15 protein-coding genes are annotated in these 16590 nt (G+C 69.3%); 9 read left to right on the top strand and 6 right to left on the bottom strand.

Going from position 1 to position 16590, the window contains the following annotated elements; genetic code table 11:
- Positions 1–326 precede the first annotated feature (326 nt).
- From BM43_RS23110 to BM43_RS23100, 3 genes are all read right to left on the bottom strand, one after another.
- Positions 327–1097: a ferredoxin--NADP reductase gene (locus BM43_RS23110; protein WP_013699675.1), complete on the bottom strand. Its 771-nt coding sequence runs from the start codon at positions 1095–1097 to the stop codon at positions 327–329.
- 235 nt (positions 1098–1332) lie between these two features.
- Positions 1333–2139 (bottom strand): endonuclease/exonuclease/phosphatase family protein, encoded by an 807-nt coding sequence (locus BM43_RS23105; RefSeq protein WP_013699674.1) that lies wholly within the window; start codon positions 2137–2139, stop codon positions 1333–1335.
- A 3-nt stretch (positions 2140–2142) separates the two neighbouring features.
- On the bottom strand, positions 2143–2682 hold the full coding sequence (locus BM43_RS23100) for a hypothetical protein (protein ID WP_042287174.1): 540 nt from the start codon (positions 2680–2682) through the stop codon (positions 2143–2145).
- Positions 2683–3191: 509 nt separating this feature from the next.
- Here BM43_RS23100 and BM43_RS23095 point away from each other — a divergent pair.
- From BM43_RS23095 to BM43_RS23055, 9 genes are all read left to right on the top strand, one after another.
- Positions 3192–4172 carry an AAA family ATPase gene (locus BM43_RS23095; RefSeq protein WP_036048867.1) on the top strand — a complete coding sequence of 327 codons (981 nt, stop codon included), beginning with the start codon at positions 3192–3194 and terminating at the stop codon, positions 4170–4172.
- A 351-nt stretch (positions 4173–4523) separates the two neighbouring features.
- Entirely contained in the window at positions 4524–4835 is a 312-nt protein-coding gene (locus tag BM43_RS23090) for a high-potential iron-sulfur protein (protein ID WP_036048869.1), read from the top strand.
- A 135-nt stretch (positions 4836–4970) separates the two neighbouring features.
- Positions 4971–6323, top strand: a complete 1353-nt coding sequence (locus tag BM43_RS23085; protein ID WP_370449046.1) for an MFS transporter — start codon at positions 4971–4973, stop codon at positions 6321–6323.
- 403 nt (positions 6324–6726) lie between these two features.
- Positions 6727–8343, top strand: a complete 1617-nt coding sequence (locus tag BM43_RS23080) for an ABC transporter substrate-binding protein (protein ID WP_036048873.1) — start codon at positions 6727–6729, stop codon at positions 8341–8343.
- 113 nt (positions 8344–8456) lie between these two features.
- Complete coding sequence (locus BM43_RS23075) at positions 8457–9467, top strand: ABC transporter permease subunit (RefSeq protein ID WP_013699668.1); 1011 nt, start codon at positions 8457–8459, stop codon at positions 9465–9467.
- A 4-nt stretch (positions 9468–9471) separates the two neighbouring features.
- The gene (locus tag BM43_RS23070) at positions 9472–10383 is read left to right on the top strand and encodes an ABC transporter permease subunit (protein WP_025101342.1); all 912 of its coding nucleotides are present in this window, start codon (positions 9472–9474) and stop codon (positions 10381–10383) included.
- A 2-nt stretch (positions 10384–10385) separates the two neighbouring features.
- Complete coding sequence (locus BM43_RS23065) at positions 10386–11381, top strand: ABC transporter ATP-binding protein (protein WP_036034753.1); 996 nt, start codon at positions 10386–10388, stop codon at positions 11379–11381.
- Positions 11378–12394 (top strand): peptide ABC transporter ATP-binding protein, encoded by a 1017-nt coding sequence (locus tag BM43_RS23060; RefSeq protein ID WP_036048875.1) that lies wholly within the window; start codon positions 11378–11380, stop codon positions 12392–12394. The genes BM43_RS23065 and BM43_RS23060 overlap by 4 nt, the downstream gene beginning before the upstream one ends.
- A complete protein-coding gene (locus BM43_RS23055; RefSeq protein WP_036048877.1) occupies positions 12387–13535 on the top strand; it encodes a TraB/GumN family protein in 1149 nt (382 codons plus the stop codon). The genes BM43_RS23060 and BM43_RS23055 overlap by 8 nt, the downstream gene beginning before the upstream one ends.
- Positions 13536–14061: 526 nt before the next feature.
- On the opposite strand, the gene pxpA is transcribed toward BM43_RS23055, so the two are convergent.
- Genes pxpA through pxpB form a run of 3 tightly spaced genes read right to left on the bottom strand, consistent with a single transcriptional unit; the run spans position 14062 to position 16588 of the window.
- Positions 14062–14814 (bottom strand): 5-oxoprolinase subunit PxpA, encoded by a 753-nt coding sequence (gene pxpA, locus BM43_RS23050; protein ID WP_036048879.1) that lies wholly within the window; start codon positions 14812–14814, stop codon positions 14062–14064.
- Between the two features lie 32 nt (positions 14815–14846).
- The gene (locus BM43_RS23045; RefSeq protein WP_036048881.1) at positions 14847–15935 is read right to left on the bottom strand and encodes a 5-oxoprolinase subunit C family protein; all 1089 of its coding nucleotides are present in this window, start codon (positions 15933–15935) and stop codon (positions 14847–14849) included.
- Entirely contained in the window at positions 15932–16588 is a 657-nt protein-coding gene (pxpB, locus tag BM43_RS23040; RefSeq protein WP_036048883.1) for a 5-oxoprolinase subunit PxpB, read from the bottom strand. Before pxpB ends, BM43_RS23045 begins: the two co-directional genes overlap by 4 nt.
- Positions 16589–16590: the final 2 nt, after the last annotated feature.

Here is a 16590-nt window from a genome sequence, read left to right as displayed (position 1 = left end):
AGTTACATTCAGTAATATGTGCTTTGACCCTTGGCAAATATGTCAAGAAGTGTCAAGACGCCGCGAATCATAACTCAGAATAAATGGGAAAGGCGCGCTGGGCGGGGATCGCTCCGGGTAAACAGATCAAAATCCTGACGCCCGTGTCGGAAATATCCGACAGGCAAGCTCGTCAGATTCGACAGATTTTTGTTCGCTTGACCGTAGGACGAATCGCAAGGGTTTGTAACTGACCGCCGAAAATGTAACTAAACCATATGACGCGCGCATAAAAAAACCGGAGCGCGAGGCTCCGGTTCTTGCCGAGGGCGCGAGGCCGTCGGGGATCAGTCGACGAAGGCGCGCTCGATCACGTAGTGGCCCGGCGCGCTGTTCTTGCCTTCCACCAGGCCGGCCTGCTTGAGCAGCTCGGTGGTGTCCTTGAGCATGGCGGTGCTGCCGCACAGCATCACGCGGTCGTTCTCGGGCGAGAACGGCGGCACCTCGAGGTCGGTGAACAGCTTGCCGGTGGCGATCAGGTCGGTGATGCGGCCCTCGTTGTCGAAGGCTTCGCGCGTCACGGTCGGGTAATAGACCAGCTTTTCCTTGATGATGTCGCCCAGGTACTCATGGCCCGGCAGGTCGTGCTTGATGAAGTCCATGTAGGCCAGCTCGCCCTTCAGGCGGCAGGTATGGGTCAGCACGATCTTGTCGAAGCGGTCGTAGATGTCCGGGTCGCGGATGATCGACATGAAGGGCGCCAGGCCCGTGCCGGTCGACAGCAGCCACAGCGTCTTGCCGGGCAGCAGGTTGTCGGCGACCAGGGTGCCGGTGGGCTTCTTGCCGATCAGGACCGGGTCGCCCACCTTCAGGTGCTGCAGGCGCGAGGTGAGCGGACCGTCCTGCACCTTGATGCTGAAGAACTCGAGGTGTTCCTCGTAGTTCGGGCTGACGATCGAGTAGGCGCGCGCGAGCGGCTTGCCCTCGACCTCGAGGCCGACCATGGTGAATTCACCATTGTTGAAGCGCAGGCCCTGGTCGCGGGTGCAGGTGAAGCTGAACAGCGTATCGGTCCAGTGGTGGACGGACAGGACGGTAGCGGTATCGAATTTGCTCATGGAATACGGATACGAGACGGAAACCGAGGGCACCGGCCCGATCCGCAGACCGGCCGATGGCGGGCGCGTCACTCTCGAAAAGTGCACGCCTACCCGTTAACAGACGTTTGGAGAACCCCGTATTTTACCCTGCCTGGGCGCCGCGCGCGCTTGACCCCGGTGGGCGCGCGGAAATCCGCTCCGGGAAACGGGGCGGGAGCTTTCGGATTCCTGCCGATTGCCGAAGCGCGGCGCTTCAGTCCAGGCGCAGCCGCGCGATATAGGGCAGGTGGTCGGACAGCCAGGCGGTGTCGTCGGTCGGCGCCTGCCACTCCAGCGGGGTCAGGCCGCGCACGAACATCTTGTCGAGCGCCAGCGCCGGCGAGAAGGCCGGGAAGGTGCGTCCCGATTCGCCGAGCAGGGTGGCGACCTCGGACAGGCCGATCTCGCCGAACAGCGGCACCGAATCGTTGCGCCAGTCGTTGAAGTCGCCGGCCAGCACCAGCGGGCCGTCCTGGGCGTGATGCTCGATCCAGTGCGCGATCCAGGTCATCTGTCGCAGCCGCGCGGCGCGGGTGAGCGCCAGGTGGGCGCAGAGCAGGGTGATCGGCGCGGCGCCGGCCAGGGTGGCGCGCGCCACCAGCAGGCCGCGCCGCTCGAAGCGATGCGCGGAGATGTCCCAGCGCCCGCCCAGGTCGAGCGGATGCGGAGAGAGGATCGCGTTGCCGTGCCGCCAGGACGGCTTGAACACGTTGGGGCCGAGCGCGATCTGCCAATCCAGCGCGCGGGCGATCTCGGTGGCCTGGCAATGCCAGATGTCGTCGACCGGATCCTCCATCGGCGCGCCGAAGCCCGAGGCCAGCATCGGCCGCGGCATGCGCTTGGCCATCGCCTCCTGCAGGAAGTAGATGTCGGCATGGGTCGATTCGACCCAGCGGCGCATCGCGTTCCAGGCGGTGAAGCCGAGCGGCGAGCGGCCCTTGTGCAGGTTCCAGCTGACTGCGGTGATCTCGTTCGGGGCCGCCTGCGGGGCGGCGAACGGCAGGGCCTGGGGCGCGTGCATGTATCAGCCCTGCACCACGTGGGCGCGGACCTGGTAGAGCAGGCGCGCCTTCTTGTCGGCCGGCGCCCAGTCGGTCCAGCTCTCGGCATGGACCGCCAGGCCCGGGTGGCTCGCCGAGATCTGGCGCGGCGCGAGCGAGCAGCCGTCGCCGTCGTCCAGGGTTTCCTGCGCGTCGATCTGCAGCGTGACCGTGTCGCCCTCGACATAGAGCGGCGCGACCGTCACGGTGCGCGAGCGCTGCGGCTTGACCGCCGCCACGATCGAGGCTTCCTTGCCGGCGCAGGCCGCGCCCAGCGTGACGGGATAGTCGTGCGTATCGGTGCGCGACTGGCCGACCGTGGTGGTCTGGTGGAAGGTGTCGACGGTCTGGCCGTCGTGCAGCACGCGGATCTCCCAGTCGATCGACTGCGGCGCGGCCGGCGTCGAGGCCTGCGCCCGCGCGGCGAGCGGCGCCAGGGCCGAGGCCAGGCAGGCGGCCAGCAGCGCGCCGCGCAGGGCGGCACGCAGCGTCAGCGGCATCAGTGGCATCAACGGGTTCGACATACGGGCGGGAGCGGCCGGCCGGCGGCGCGGCAACGGGATCGCGGCCGAGCCCGGAAGGCCGGCAGCGATATTGAACGCGAAGGAACGAAGCATCGAGGAGATCGGGAAGGCGGCGCTGCCGAAAGCGTGTCTGACCGGGCGCGCGCGATTCGGGTTCCGGCCGCGCGGCGGGCGCGCGGGACGCGCGAGGCGCGGGTGGGCAAGCGGATCGGGCAGCGAAAGCTCGGTCATCGGCGATTCCTGTCGGGGCAGCAGGGGCCGGCGGCGCGGCGCGCGGCGCAAGGCGGCGGCCGGCACGCGACGGTGAATCGTCGATGATACGCGCGCTTGCCGCGCCGTGCAGCGCGCGCCGCGATCAGCAGCAGAGCACGAGGAGTGCTGGCTTGCACGCCACTTTTGTCTGTCCAACACTGGCGGCGTGGGGTCTGATGCCGCGCGGCGCTGCTAGTGTCGGCGCCGGCGCGGCGGCGAGCCCGGGGCGACCGGGCGTGGCAAGCGAGAGGTGTGTGATGACGACGGCGATGGTGAAGCAGGAACTGGCGGTGGCCTCGTTCAGCCGCGTGTACGATCTCGACCGGGTCGAGACCGCGCTGAACGATCTCAACGAAGGGGCCAGCGAGGCCCTGCGCGCGACCTACGAGAAGATGCTGAAGACGGGCAACCTGCGCTTTTGCGTGAAGCCCACGCGCATGCCGGCCTTCGACGCGCTGGCCGAGGCGCTGCCGAATTTCGCGGGGCCGCTGGAGGACCTGCGCAAGCAGATCGCGCTGTGCCTGGAGACCGAGGACCGGCTCGAGCTGATGCCGATCCTGCTGCTGGGCGCGCCCGGCATCGGCAAGACCCACTTCGCCAAGGCGCTGGCGCAGATGCTCGGCACCGCCTACCACTACGTGCCGATGAGTTCGCTGACCGCCGGCTGGGTGCTGTCGGGGGCCTCCTCGCAATGGAAGAACGCCAAGCCGGGCAAGGTATTCGACGCGCTGGTGCACGGCAGCTACTCGAACCCGGTGATCGCCATCGACGAGATCGACAAGGCCGGCAACGACGCCCAGTACGACCCGCTCGGCGCGCTCTACGCGCTGCTCGAGCACGACACCGCGAGCGCCTTCGTCGACGAGTTCGCCGAGGTGCCGATCGATGCCGGCAACGTGATCTGGATCGCGACGGCCAACGACGCGTCCTCGATCCCCGAGCCGATCCTCAACCGCATGAACGTCTACGAGATCCCCTCGCCCGACGAGGCCGGCGCGCGGCGCATCGCGCAGACCATCTATGCCGAGATCCGCGGCGCACACGCCTGGGGCCGGCGCTTTCCCGAGATGCTCGGCGAGTCCGCGCTGGGCGCGCTGGCGGCGGTGCCGCCGCGCACCATGCGCCGCGCGCTGCTGCATGCGTTCGGCGCGGCGCGGCTCGACGGGCGCGACGCGGTGGAGGCGCGCGACATCCGCGCCGACGAGGGCATGCCGAGGCGGCGGCCGATCGGCTTCTGAGCGCGAAGGCCGCGTTCGGCATCGACGAGGCGGCGGGAGCGAAGGGCGAGGTTCGGCCGGCGGCTTCCGTTCCGCTTCGCGGTTCCTCTTTGCCGCGCCGTTGCGCGACTTTCTGTCGCACAACGCCGGGCCTCGAGCGCGCGCCGGCGTCGCGAGCCTGTCGCATCGGCATCGCATGATGGCCGGCGAGTCGCGCGCAGGCGTTGCGCGCGCCTCGCCGCCCGCCCTCGGCTTCAGCGATTCCTTATCTCCGGGATTCGGCAGCGCAGATCCGCGGCGGCGGCGTTATGCTTCGCCGGTGCCGCCGTCAGAGCGGCCATTCCCCATGAAGAGAAGCTGGAGCACGTCCCCATGAAAACGTCCCGTCGCAGTTTCCTGATCACCAGTGTCGGCGCGGTATCGGCGCTCGCGCTGTCCTCGCGCGAGGCCTTCGCCGCGCCGATGCTGGCCGAGACCGATCCGACCGCGGTTGCGCTCGGCTACAAGGCCGACGCCACCAAGGTCGACAAGAGCAAGTTCCCGAAATACGCGGCCGGGCAGGATTGCGCGGCCTGCTCGATGTACCAGGGCAAGAAGGGGTCGACTTCCGCCGCCTGCGTCGCCTTCCCCGGCAAGGACGTGGCCGCCAAGGGCTGGTGCAGCGCCTTTAGCAAGATGGCCTGAGCGCCGGGCGCCGCGCGCGCCCCTGGCCTCGAAGCAGAAACCCGGCAGGCAGCCCGCCCGCCGGGTTTTTTTGTGCCGCTTGTAATCGGCTTCGTCGCTCCCCTACACTCGCTGCACCACAACCGCGCCACGCCCATGCGGCGCATGGCGCATACCCCAGGCGGGAGAGGGCGACGCATGAGCTCGGCAAGCGAAAGGCAGCAGGCGACCCAACCGGCCGTGAATGGCCCCGGCCCCGGACGCAGCGCGGTGATCGCCGCCGTGATCGGCAACGCGCTCGAGTGGTACGACTTCACGGTGTTCAGCTTCATGGTGGTGGTGATCGCCGAGCTGTTCTTCCCGAGTTCCAGCGAATACGCCTCGCTGCTGCTGACCACCGCCACCTTCGGCGTGGCCTTCTTCATGCGGCCGATCGGCGGCATCGTGCTCGGCCTCTACGCCGATCGCGCGGGGCGCAAGGCCGCGCTGTCGCTGGTGATCCTGCTGATGACGGCCGGCATCTTCCTGATCGCGGCCGCGCCCACCTACGCGGCGATCGGCATCGGCGCGCCGCTCTTGATCGTGTTCGGCCGGCTGCTGCAGGGTTTCTCGGCCGGCGGCGAATTCGGCAGCGCCACCGCGATGCTGATCGAGGCGGCGCCGCGCGGCCGGCGCGGCTTCTACGGCAGCTGGCAGATGTCGAGCCAGTCGGCCGCGCTGCTGGTGGGCGCGCTGGTCGGCACCCTGGTCACGCACGGCCTGTCGAGCGAGGCGCTGCATGCCTGGGGCTGGCGCGTGCCGTTCCTGCTGGGCCTGCTGATCGGCCCGATCGGCTATTACCTGCGTCGCCACCTGGCCGACTCGGAAGTGTTCCTGGCCAGCAAGGCCAGCGCGCGCCGCGTCACGCTCGGCGAGGTGTTCGCGCAGCACGGTCGCGAGGTGCTCTGCGGGCTGGGCTCGGTGATCGCGCTGACCGTCACGATCTACGTGCTGATCAGCTACCTGCCGACCTTCGCGGTCAAGCAGCTCAAGCTGCCCTATGCCGAATCGTTCTACGCGGTGATCGTCGGCGGCTTGCTGCTGACGGTGCTCACGCCGCTGGCCGGCGCCTGGTCGGACCGGATCGGGCGCAAGACGCTTTCGCTGTGGTCGCTGGTCGCCACCCTGGCGCTGATCTACCCGCTGTTCCTCTGGCTCGACGCCGCGCCCAGCGTGGGCCGGCTGGTGCTGGTGCAGGGGCTGCTGGCGATCACCCTGTCGGGCTACTACGGGCCGTTCGGCGCGATGATCGCCGAGCTGTTCCCGGCCCAGGTCCGCTCCACCGGGCTGTCGCTTGCTTACAACGTCGCGGTGATGCTGTTCGGCGGATTCGGGCAGTTCATCGTCACCTGGCTGATCAAGGCGACAGGTACGCCGCTTGCGCCGACCTATTACGTGATGGCCGGGCTCGCGCTGTCGGTGATCGCGGTGGCCTGCATGCCGCGCCGCGCGCCGGGCTCGGGGGACTGAGGCGCGGGCCGCGCGACGGCCGGCGCGGCCGTGGCCGGGCGCCGGCGGATTCACGCCCGAGCCCGCGCCAGGCCCGCGCCGGGCCCATGCGGGGCCGGCTCGGCCGGCGATCGGGCGCGATCGCGGCGCGTGCCGCCGCCCCCCGCCGTGCCGGTTCGATCCGCGTCGCGGGCGCGGCGTATCCGTCACCGCTTGTTTAGCGATCCGGCGAAACAGCGCCGAACAGCGCCGCTTCCGGCGCTTCATCGCGCCGCGCCCGCCGCGGCGGGCCGCCAAGCACGCCGGAAATCGCCGCGCAAGCCTGGGCCGGCGCTTGATCCGGCCGGCTTGTTCCGGGCGTGAAAGCTCAAGTAAGATCGGCCGCACGCCGGCGCCAGCCGGCACGAGACCTGGAGATATCACAATGAAATCAGATCGTCTGTTGCGCGCCGCGATGGCGGGCGTCGCAGCGGCAGCGCTGGGCATCACGAGTGCCGCGCACGCGCAGATCCCGAACAAGACGCTCGTCTATTGCTCGGAAGGCAGCCCGGCCGGCTTCGATTCGGCCCAGTACACCACGGGTGTCGATTTCTCGGCAGCGACCTTTACCGTCTACAACCGCCTGGTCGAGTTCGTGCGCGGCGGCACCAAGGTCGAACCGGGCCTCGCGGAATCGTGGGACGTCTCGCCGGACGGCAAGACCTACACCTTCCACCTGCGTCATGGCGTGAAGTTCCAGACCACCGACTACTTCAAGCCGACGCGCGAATTCAATGCCGACGACGTGGTGTTCACCTTCGAGCGCATGCTCGACACCAACCAGCCGTTCCGCAAGGCCTACCCGGTGAGCTTCCCGTACTTCACCGACATGGGCCTGGACAAGCTGATCACCAAGATCGAGAAGGTCGATCCGTACACGGTGCGCTTCACGCTGTCCGAGCCGAACGCGCCGTTCATCCAGAACATGGCGATGGAATTCGCCTCGATCCTGTCGGCCGAGTACGCCGACCAGCTGCTCAAGGCCGGCAAGGCGCCCGACATCAACCAGAAGCCGATCGGCACCGGCCCCTTCGTGTTCCGCAGCTATACCAAGGACGCCACGATCCGCTTCGACGGCAACCCGGATTACTGGAAGAAGGGTGACGTGAAGATCTCGAAGCTGATCTTCTCGATCACGCCGGACGCCGGCGTGCGCGTGCAGAAGATCAAGCGCAACGAGTGCCAGGTGATGAGCTATCCGCGCCCGGCCGACATCGCCACGCTCAAGGCCGACGCGAACCTCGACATGCCCTCGCAGCCGGGCTTCAACCTCGGCTACCTGGCCTACAACGTGCAGCACAAGCCGCTCGACAACCTGGCGGTGCGCCAGGCGCTCGACATGGCGATCAACAAGAAGGCGATCATCGAGTCGGTCTACCAGGGGGCCGGCCAGGCCGCCGACGCGCCGATGCCGCCGACCCAGTGGTCGTTCGACAAGAACCTGAAGATGCCGGCCTACGACACCGCCAAGGCCAAGGCGCTGCTGGCCAAGGCCGGCTTCCCGAACGGCTTCGAGATCACGCTGTGGGCGATGCCGGTGCAGCGCGCCTACAACCCGAACGCGAAGCTGATGGCCGAGATGATCCAGGCCGACTGGGCCAAGATCGGCGTGAAGGCGAACATCGTCAGCTACGAATGGGGCGAGTACATCAAGCGCGCCCACTCGGGCGAGCAGGACGCCATGCTGATCGGCTGGACCGGCGACAACGGCGATCCGGACAACTGGCTCGGCACCCTGCTCGGCTGCACCGCGATGAACGGCAACAACTTCTCGCGCTGGTGCGACAAGTCCTTCGAGGCGCTGATCCAGAAGGGCCGCGTGACCAGCGGCCAGGAGGCGCGCACCAAGATCTACATGCAGGCGCAGCAGATCTTCGCGCAGCAGGTGCCGTATTCGCCGATCGCGAACTCGACGGTCTACCAGCCGACCACCAAGAACGTGGTCGACCAGCGCATCGAGCCGCTCGGCTACATCCGCTTCGACGGCGTCGGCGTGAAGTAAGCAGCGCCCGGCATCGCGACGTTGGACCGACTGCACGATAATTGACCCGGCGACGGGGGGCCTGCCCCCCGTCGCCGGTCGCATTTCATCCCCACGATTTTCCGAGACCCGCCATGTTGCGATTTGTGTTGCGCCGCATCGGCATGGTGATCCCGACCTTCATCGGCATCACCATCCTTGCGTTCGCGCTGATCCACCTGATACCGGGCGATCCCATCGAAGTGATGATGGGCGAGCGCGGTGTCGACCCGGCGATGCACGCCGAGGCGATGCACCGGCTCGGCCTCGACCAGCCCCTGCCGGCCCAGTATCTCCACTATCTCGGCCGGGCGCTGCATGGCGACCTGGGCCTGTCGATCATCACCAATACCAGCGTGATGGGCGAGTTCATGGCGCGCTTTCCCGCCACCGTCGAGCTGTCGATCTGCGCGCTGCTGTTCGCGCTGCTGGTGGGCCTGCCCGCCGGCGTGTTCGCCGCGCTGCGGCGCGGCACGGTGGTCGACCACGGCGTGATGGGCACCGCCCTGACCGGCTATTCGATGCCGATCTTCTGGTGGGGCCTGATCCTCATCATGGTGTTCTCCTCGACCCTGGGCTGGACGCCGGTGTCGGGCCGCATCGCGGTCGAATACGACATCCCGCACGTGACCGGCTTCATGCTGATCGACGCGCTGCTCGCGCCCGACGAGGGCTCGTTCCGCTCGGCGGTGAGCCACCTGATCCTGCCCTCGATCGTGCTGGGCACCATCCCGCTGGCGGTGATCGCGCGCATGACGCGCTCCTCGATGCTCGAGGTGCTGCGCGAGGACTACATCCGCACCGCGCGTGCCAAGGGCCTGTCGCCGGCGCGCGTGGTGGTGGTGCATGCGCTGCGCAACGCGCTGATCCCGGTGGTCACCGTGATCGGGCTGCAGATCGGCACCCTGCTGGCCGGCGCGGTGCTCACCGAGACGCTGTTCTCGTGGCCGGGCGTGGGCAAGTGGCTGATCGACGCGATCAGCCGCCGCGACTACCCGGTGGTGCAGGGCGGCATCCTGCTGATCGCCACCCTGGTGATCATCGTCAATCTCGTCGTCGATCTGCTCTACGGCGTGCTCAACCCCCGCATCCGCCATACGAGGTGATTCGATGAGCGAACTCCCCGACGCGCTGCCGTCGGTCGCCGCCGGCGGCCGCCTCCTCGCGCTGCAAGAATTCTGGCATCACTTCGCCCGCAACCGCGGCGCGGTGGGCGCCGGCCTGATCGTGCTGCTGCTGGTGCTGGTGGCGATCTTCGCACCGCTGATCGCGCCGCACAGCCCGATCGAGCAATACCGCGACTTCGTCAAGATCCCGCCCGCCTGGCTCGACGGCGGCAACTGGCGCTTCGTGCTCGGCACCGACGAGGCCGGCCGCGACATCCTCTCGCGCCTGATGTACGGCGCGCGCCTGTCGTTCTGGATCGGCCTGGTGTCGGTGGTGCTGGCGCTGATCCCCGGCGTGGTGCTGGGCCTGGTGGCGGCGTTCTTCCAGCGCTGGGCCGACACGCCCGTGATGCGCGTGATGGACGTGCTGCTGGCGCTGCCCTCGCTGCTGCTGGCGGTGGCGGTGGTGGCCATCATCGGCCCGGGCCTGACCAACACCATGTTCGCGATCGCGATCGTGGCGCTGCCCGGCTACGTGCGCCTCACGCGCGCCTCGGCGCTCGGCGAGCTGCAGAAGGAATACGTCACGGCCTCGCGCGTGGCCGGCGCCGGCACGCTGCGCCTGATGTTCTCGCAGGTGCTGCCGAACTGCACCGCGCCGCTGATCGTGCAGGCCACCCTGGGCTTCTCCTCGGCGATCCTCGACGCGGCCGCGCTCGGTTTCCTGGGCCTCGGCGTGCAGCCGCCCGCGGCCGAGTGGGGCGCGATGCTGGCCTCGGCGCGCGACTACATCGACAACGCCTGGTGGATCGTCACCATGCCGGGCCTGGCGATCCTGATCTCGGTGCTGGCCATCAACCTGCTCGGCGATGGCCTGCGCGACGCGCTCGACCCGAAACTGAAACGGATGGCCTGAACATGAACGATCTATTGACCATCCGCAATCTGGCCGTCAACTTCAACGGCCTGCCCGCGGTGGACCGCATCAACCTGTCGGTCGCGCCCGGCGAGGTGGTGGGCGTGGTGGGCGAATCGGGCTCGGGCAAGAGCGTGACCATGATGGCCCTGATGGGCCTGGTCGACGCGCCCGGCATCGTCACCGCCGACGAGGTCAGCTTCGACGGCATCGACCTGCTCAAGGCCAGCCCGCGCCAGCGCCGGCGCATCATCGGCAAGGACATCGCGATGGTGTTCCAGGACGCGCTGTCGAGCCTGAACCCAAGCTACACGGTCGGCTACCAGATCCGCGAGGTGCTGAAGCTGCACGAGGGGCTGCGCGGCGATGCGTTGAAGAGGCGCGCGCTCGAGCTGCTCGACCAGGTCGGCATTCCCGACGCGAAGAACCGCATCGACACCTTCCCGCACCAGATGTCGGGCGGCATGAACCAGCGCGTGATGATCGCCATGGCGGTGGCCTGCAATCCCAAGCTGCTGATCGCCGACGAGCCGACCACCGCGCTCGACGTGACCATCCAGGCCCAGATCATGGACCTGCTGGTGTCGCTGCAGAAGGAGCGCGGCATGGCCCTGGTGCTGATCTCGCACGACCTGGCGGTGGTCTCCGAGGTGGCCCAGCGGGTGGCCGTGATGTACGCCGGCGAGGTCATCGAGACCAACCGCGTGCCCGACATCTTCGCCGCGCCGCATCACCCGTATACTGAGGCGCTGCTCGCGGCGATCCCCGAGCACAACGCCGGCGCCGAACGGCTGGCCGCGCTGCCCGGCATGGTGCCGGGGCGCGACGACCGCCCCTCGGGCTGCCTGTTCGCGCCGCGCTGCAAGTACGTGGTCGAGGCCTGCCACGCGGCGCGCCCGGCGCTGGCCGAGCTGGTGCCCGGCGATGCCGCGATGCGCGCGCGCTGTATCAAGCCCCTGAATCTCCAAGCGATCGATCCGTCGGGAGGCGCACGATGAATGCAGTCCACGCTGAACCGCGCGCCGTCGGCCGCGATGACGCGGTGCTCGTCGCCGACGGGCTCGCGAAACACTATTCGGTGCGCCGCGGCATGTTCGGCCAGGCCACCGTCAAGGCCCTCAACGGCGTGTCCTTCACGCTCGCGCGCGGCCGCACGCTGGCGGTGGTGGGCGAGTCGGGCTGCGGCAAGTCCACCCTGGCGCGCCAGCTCACCATGATCGAGACGCCCACCGCCGGCCATCTGCGCATCGACGGCGAGGACGTGGCGGGCGCCAGCGGCGAGACCATCGCCGCGCTGCGCCGGCGCGTGCAGATGGTGTTCCAGAACCCGTTCGCCTCGCTCAACCCGCGCAAGACCGTCGAGCAGACGCTGGGCGAGCCGCTCGCGATCAACACGAAACTGGCGGCGGGCGAGCGCGCCGGGCGCATCGCGCAGATCATGCGCACCGTCGGCCTGCGGCCCGAGCACGCCAAGCGCTATCCGCACATGTTCTCGGGCGGCCAGCGCCAGCGCGTGGCGATCGCGCGGGCGATGATCCTCGATCCGCAGATCGTGGTGGCCGACGAACCCGTCTCGGCGCTCGACGTCTCGATCCAGGCGCAGATCCTGAACCTGTTCATGGACCTGCAGCAGCAGTTCGGCACCAGCTACGTGTTCATCTCGCACAACCTGTCGGTGGTCGAGCACGTGGCCGACGACGTGATGGTGATGTACTTCGGCGCGGTGGCCGAGCTCGGCGACAAGGCCACGCTCTACGCGCGGCCGCGCCATCCCTACACGCGCGCGCTGATGTCGGCCACGCCGGCGATCTTCGAGTCGGACCGGCGCATTCAGATCAAGCTGGAAGGCGAGCTGCCCTCGCCGCTCAAGCCGCCCTCGGGCTGCGCGTTCCACCAGCGCTGCCCGTACGCGATCGAGCGGTGCCGCGCCGAGGTGCCCGCGCTGAGGGAGGTCGATGGGCGGCAGGTAGCCTGCCATCGTGCCGAGGAGGTCGGTGACGGGAATGCCTGAAGCCAGGGCGGCGGGGGCGCGTGGCGCGGGACAGGCCGCGCGCCGTTCGCAGGCGGGTGGCGCGCGCGGCGCGCGGATGCGGCGGCGTGCCTCGCATCGGCGCGCACGGGCGGTGGCCGGCGCGATGCTGGCCGGCGCCTGCCTGCTGGCCGGGCTGGCCTGGCCGGCCGGCGAGGCGCTGGCGCAGGGCGGCGCCGTGCACGCGCCGCTCAACGGCGCGCGCATGCCGCCCAGCCTGTCGCTGCCCGGTTTCCATTCGCCGCCGCCCGATCCGACCGTCTCCAGCGGCGCGGTGCGCGCCCAGCCGGCGCGCATGCCCTTCTACGTGGCCAGCAAGGGCAAGACCACCATTTACCTGCTCGGCACCCTGCATGTCGGCGATCCGGCCGACTATCCGCCCGCCCAGCCGTTCCGCCGGCCCATCCTGGCTGCGCTGGCCGCCTCGCCGGTGCTCGCGCTGGAGCTGTCGCCGGACGACCTGCTCGAGTCCGCCGACGATGTCTCGAAATACGGCAGTTGCCGTTACCCCTGCCTGCCGAAGCTGTTGCCCGAGCCGCTGTGGCAGCGCCTCGCCGGCCGGCTGCGCGGCAATCCTGCGGCACTCGACGGGATCCGCCGGATGCGGCCCTGGCTGGCCGCGCTGGTGGTGGAGACCTACGACTCGCTGTCGGCCGGGCTGCAGACCGAATACGGCACCGAGGCGCAGCTGCAGAACGTGTTCCTGAAGAAGAAGGGCGCGCGCGTGGTCGGTCTGGAGACGCTGGCCGAGCAGATGCGCGCCTTCACCGGGCTGACGCTGGCCGAGCAGCGGGAGATGCTGGCCCAGGACATCACCCAGACGCCGGCGCAGAACGCCGACGACATCAAGGCCCTGCACCGGCTGTGGCGCATCGGCGACGCCGACGCGGTATCGGCCTGGGCCAACGCCAAGACCGAGCGGCTCGCGCATTCGCGGCCGCTGGCCGCGGCGATCGACAACAAGATCGTCTACGAGCGCAACCGCCGCTTCACCGCGCGCGCGATCGCGCTGGCGGGCCCGAACCGGCCGCTGTTCGTGGCGATCGGCGCGTTACATCTGGGCGGCCCCAAAGGTGTGATCGAATTGTTAAAGCGGCAAGGATTTCGCGTCGACGCCGGTTGATGATGGGGAAAACCCACACTTTTACCGATTTTCGCGGTTTAACGATTGACATGAAACATTGTCAAAACTATTCTCCAATCCACAACGGGATTGACACCGGAAAGTACAAAACACTACGGGGTAGTAGCACTATAAGAAGCGCGAGGAAGGCTTTGCCGGCACGTGTTTGACGTGCCGGCAAAGGCCACCGGCAGTACGCCAGGCCAACGACTAAGAAATACGAGGCACGCTTCGAGCGTGGTTGAAATTGGGCGTTCCGCCGCCCGGCCGGCCGTGGTCAGAGCCGGCGGGCGGCGGACGTGTTTTAAGCCAATTTCCAAGTCGGTAAATCATGCCGACATTATCGAATGTCACGATTTTGAATGGCGTCATTCAAATGGCATTTGAATTCGCTATTCGACGCGATTTAAAAAAGCAAAGCGCCCGAGGGCGCTTTTTTCATTGGTGACTATGATTCTCGCAGTGACGTTTGCCGCGAGCCTGTCGCACCGGCAGGCGGTACCGGCGCGCCGCGGTCGTGCGCCATTCAGGCATGCGCCGCGCCCGGCGCCGTCAGCGTCACGCCCGCGTGCTCCAGCGCATTGCGGATACGCCGCGCGAAGGCTAGCGCATGCGGGCCGTCGCCGTGCAGGCAGACCGTCTGCGCATTGAGCGGCACCCACTCGCCGGTCACCGCCCGCACGCGCCGCCCGCGCACCATCTCCAGCGTGCGCGCCAGCATCTCGTCCTCGTCCTCCACCATCGCGCCGGCCTCGCTGCGCGGCACCAGCGAGCCGTCGGCGCGGTAGCCGCGATCGGCGAACACCTCCTCCACGGCGGCCAGGCCCAGGCGCCGCGCGGCGCCCACGAAGCCGCTGCCGGCCAGGCCGAACACGGCCACCGACGGGTCGAAGTCGTGGATCGCCGCCACCACCGCGTCGGCGATGCGCGGGTCGCGCGCGGCCTGGTTGTAGAGCGCGCCATGCGGCTTGACGTGGGCGATGCGCCCGCCCTCGGCTTGTGCGATCGCAGATAGCGCACCCAGTTGATAGAGGACGCCGGCGTAGATCTCGCTCGCCGGCAGGTCCATCTCCTTGCGCCCGAAGTTCTCCGGGTCGTGGAAGCTCGGGTGCGCGCCGATCGAGACATTCTTCTCGACCGACCAGCGCACGCAGTCGCGCATCGCCTGCGCGCCGCCCGCGTGCCAGCCGCACGCGATATTCGCCGACGTGACGAGGTCCAGGAGCGCCTCGTCGGAGCCGCAGCCCTCGCCGAGATCGGCATTCAGATCGATTTCCATGATGTTCTCGTCATGAGGGGTGAGGGGAGCCGTCAGGCGGCCCGGGTGCCGGCCGCCAGCGCCCGGCGCTGCCGCTGGTGCGCCTCGTCGCGCAGCGCGATCGCCACGTCGATCTGGCGCAGGTAGGCGCGCTCGGCCGCGAGCGCCTCGCGCGCGGCCTCGGCGGTGGTCGGCACGAAGCGGATCGGCAGGTTCAGGCGCGCCTGGGCGAGCTTCCAGAGATCGGCGCGGATCACCGTGCCGATCTGCGGATAACCGCCGGTGGTCTGGGCGTCGTGCATCAGCACGATCGGCTGGCCGTTCGGCGGAACCTGGATGGTGCCCGGCAGCACCGCGTGCGAGAGCAGTTCCTCGCGCGCCTCGCGCAGCAGGGCCGGCCCCGCCAGGCGGTAGCCCATCCGGTTGCTGTTGGGCGTGACGCGCCATTCCTCGTTCCACAGCGCCTGCTGCGAGGCGCTCGCGAAGCCGCCGTATTGCGGGCCGGCCAGCACCCGCACCAGGGTGGGCCAGGATGCATGCGTATGCGGGCGGCGCGGCAGCGCCTCGCTCGGCATCAGCGAGGCGCACCAGGCCGGCGCCTTGACGCCGAATTCCTGCGCCTCGGGCGCGAGACAGGCGGGTGTGGCGGCACCGGGCTGGCCGACCGGCAGGCGGTCGCCGTCGCGCAGCGCGCGCCCGCCCAGGCCGCCGAAGCGCGAGCCCAGGTCGGTGCTGCGCGAGCCGAGCACCGGCAGCACGTCGATGCCGCCCGCCACGCACAGATAACCGCGCATGCCGTGCTGTGCGACCTGCAGCGCGAGGGTCTGCCCGGCCGCCACCGGCAGGCTCCACCAGGCATGCACGCGCCGGCCGTCGAGCATGGCGCCGAAGCCGGTGCCGGTGATCGCGATGCGCGTGGCGCGCGGGAAGCGGAAGCTGGCGGGGCCGAGCGTGATCTCGATGGCGGCCGCCGCGGGGCGGTTGCCGACCAGCCGGTTGCCGACCTCGAGCGCCAGCGTGTCGAGCGCGCCGCCCAGCGCCACGCCCAGGTGACGAAAACCGCGCCGGCCGGTGTCCTGCACCGTCGACAGCGGCCCGGCGCGCAGCACCTCGATGCCGGCGGAAGCGGAGCCCTGGCTCATGATGCCTGCACCTCCCGCACCGTGAAGCGTACGCGGTCGCCCGGCTGCAGCAGGGTGGGCGGCGTCTGCGCGGGATCGAACAGGGGCAGGGCGGTGCGGCCGATCAGTTGCCAGCCGCCGGGTGCGCTGGCCGGGTAGATGCCGGTCTGCGCGCCGCCGATGCCGACCGAGCCGGCCGCCACCTCCAGGCGCGGCGCGGTGCGACGCGGCGTGTGCAGGGCCGCCTCGAGGCCGCCGAGATAGGCGAAGCCGGGCTGGAAACCGAGGAAGAACACGATGTAGCTGCCGGCCGCGTGGCGTTCGACCACCTCGCGCGCGGCCAGTCCGGTATGCGCGGCGACCGCCGCGAGATCGGGGCCGGCCTCGCCGCCGTAGATCACCGGGATCTCGACCTCGCGGCCCGGCGCGGCATCGGGATCGGCCTCGCGCCAGGCGGCCTCGAGCCGCGGCAGCAGCGCCGCCGCCGAGGTCTCGAACGGATCGAACACCACCGTGAGATTGTTCATGCCCGGCACCACGTCGAGCACCTGCGGCCAGCCGCGCGCGAGCGCCGCGACCGCCCAGATCCGGCGCTGGCAGTCCAGCGTGGCGGGCGGCGGCGCTTCGCAGACGAGAGCGGTATCGCCTAGCGGGTAGAGACGGGGAGCGGTCATGG

The sequence above is a fragment of the Burkholderia gladioli genome, assembly GCF_000959725.1.
Lineage (GTDB): Bacteria > Pseudomonadota > Gammaproteobacteria > Burkholderiales > Burkholderiaceae > Burkholderia > Burkholderia gladioli.
Note: the sequence above shows the minus strand (reverse complement) of the source record. Positions and strands in the feature narration are given on the sequence as shown.